Origin of the sequence: Burkholderia sp. B10, from assembly GCF_004368385.1 — a bacterium.
Lineage (GTDB): Bacteria > Pseudomonadota > Gammaproteobacteria > Burkholderiales > Burkholderiaceae > Burkholderia > Burkholderia vietnamiensis.
This window is the reverse complement of the sequence record NZ_PQMX01000159.1, coordinates 1-1,957: the sequence shown is the minus strand read 5'-3', so window position 1 is coordinate 1,957 and position 1,957 is coordinate 1. Positions and strand designations below refer to the sequence as shown.

General features: G+C 61.0%; 2 protein-coding genes. Both read left to right on the top strand.

The window, feature by feature from the left end; translation table 11 throughout:
- Positions 1–92: 92 nt before the first annotated feature.
- Positions 93–1,121 (top strand): IS21 family transposase, encoded by a 1,029-nt coding sequence (gene istA, locus C3Y15_RS31320; protein WP_034192717.1) that lies wholly within the window; start codon positions 93–95, stop codon positions 1,119–1,121.
- Positions 1,118–1,891 (top strand): IS21-like element ISBcen13 family helper ATPase IstB, encoded by a 774-nt coding sequence (istB, locus tag C3Y15_RS31315; RefSeq protein WP_011881749.1) that lies wholly within the window; start codon positions 1,118–1,120, stop codon positions 1,889–1,891. Before istA ends, istB begins: the two co-directional genes overlap by 4 nt.
- The last annotated feature ends 66 nt before the right edge of the window (positions 1,892–1,957 follow it).

The following is a 1,957-nucleotide window of genomic DNA, read 5'->3' as shown; positions in this document are numbered from 1 at the left end:
TGTTGGGCGCAAAGTAATAATGAGCCACTTCGCGCGAAGTAAATCTAAGCCACCTTTCAGTACAGTCAGCCTTTTGCGCGCAAAGGCTGGCGATGCTCCAGAAGGAACAGTGGATGCAAATCCATGTGCTCAAAGCCCAAGGCGTATCGGAGCGCGAGATCGCGCGGCGCCTGGGCATTTCTCGCAACACGGTGGCGCGGTACCTGTCGGCTGAGGAAGTGCCGCGCTACAAGCCGCGTGAACCGCGGCCAACCAAGCTCGGAGCGTTCGAGGCGTACATCATCGAGCGCATGAGGGCCGCAGCACCGGAGATCATCGCAGCGCCGGCGCTGCTGCGCGAGTTGCGGGCGCGCGGCTACGAGGGCCAACTGCGAAGCCTGCAGGCTTTCATGAACACGCATAAGCCCATGCCGAAGCCCGATCCAGTCGTAAGGTTCGAGACCGAGCCCGGTCGGCAGATGCAGTGCGATTTCGTTGTCTTCCGACGAGGCACCGACCCGCTTTACGCCTTCACCGCCACGCTCGGCTTCAGTCGTTGGCGCTGGGCACGCTTCACCACCGATGAACGCGCCGAGACGCTGGTTGCCTGTCATCATGCGCTGTTCGAAGCCTTGGGTGGCATTCCTCGCGAGATCCTTTACGACAACGCCAAGACCATCGTTGTCGAACGCGATGCTTATGGCGACGGCCAACATCGCTGGCACGCCGGCCTGCTCGATCTGGCCAAGCGGTACGGCTTCCTGCCCAGATTGTGCCAACCGTACCGCGCGCAGACCAAGGGCAAGGTCGAGCGATTCCACCGCTATCTGCGCGGCAATTTCTATGTGCCGCTGGCAAGCCAGCTTAAACAATCCGGCTTGATGCTCGATGCCGCGACTGCGAACGTCGAGGTGAGTAAATGGCTGCGCGACGTGGCCAACCAGCGCGTGCATCCGGTTACCGGGCAGGCACCCGCGATTCTGTTGGAGCAACGAGAACGGGCTTGCTTGCTCGATATGCCTGGCTACACATTGCCCCGATTGCCGGCTCGCGCCGTCGCTCGGCCGCGCGTTGATCCCGCGATGTCGATCCAGCACCCGTTGTCCGTCTACCAGCAATTACTGACCGAGGTGCGCGCATGAACTTGCAGCAGGAACGCATCGACGGGCACTGCCAAAGCCTGAAGCTCGAGGGACTCATGCACCGATACGTCGCTCTGGCCAGCGACGCGGCGGCCAAGCAATGGAGTTTCCTCGACTTCCTCGAGAACGCGCTCGCGCACGAACGAGAGACGAGGCAAGTTCGTTCGCGGCAAACACTGGTGCGCATGGCCGGGTTTCCCGCCATCAAGACACTGGATGACTACGACTACAGCTTCGCCGTCGGGGTCCCACGCGAGGCAATCGACGAGCTTGCCACGCTACGCTTCATCGAGCGAGGCGAGAACGCCGTGTTGCTTGGTCCGTCGGGCGTGGGCAAGACGCACCTCGCGATCGCCATCGGATATGCAGCGACGCAGGCCGGCATCAAGACGAAGTTCATCACGGCGGCGGATCTGATGTTACAGCTCGAGGCTGCACGCCGACAGGAGCGATACGACGCCGTTCTTCGGCACAACATTCTCGGCCCGAGGCTGCTCATCGTCGATGAGATCGGCTATCTACCGCTCTCGGGCGATCAGGCCAGTCACTTCTTCCAGATCGTCGCCAAGCGCTACGAGCGTGGCTCGATGATCCTGACCAGCAACCTGCCGTTTGCGCAGTGGGACGAAACCTTCGGCGGCAACACCACCCTCACTGCAGCGATGCTCGACCGCATCCTCCACCATGCCCACATCATCCAGATCAAAGGAGACAGCTACAGACTGAAACAGCAACGCAAAGCCGGGCACGTCCCGACATCGAAGAAGTAACGACTGGCTCAGTTTTACTTTGCGCGATCAGGCGCGAAGTGGCTCAGATTTCAAATGCGTTTGACA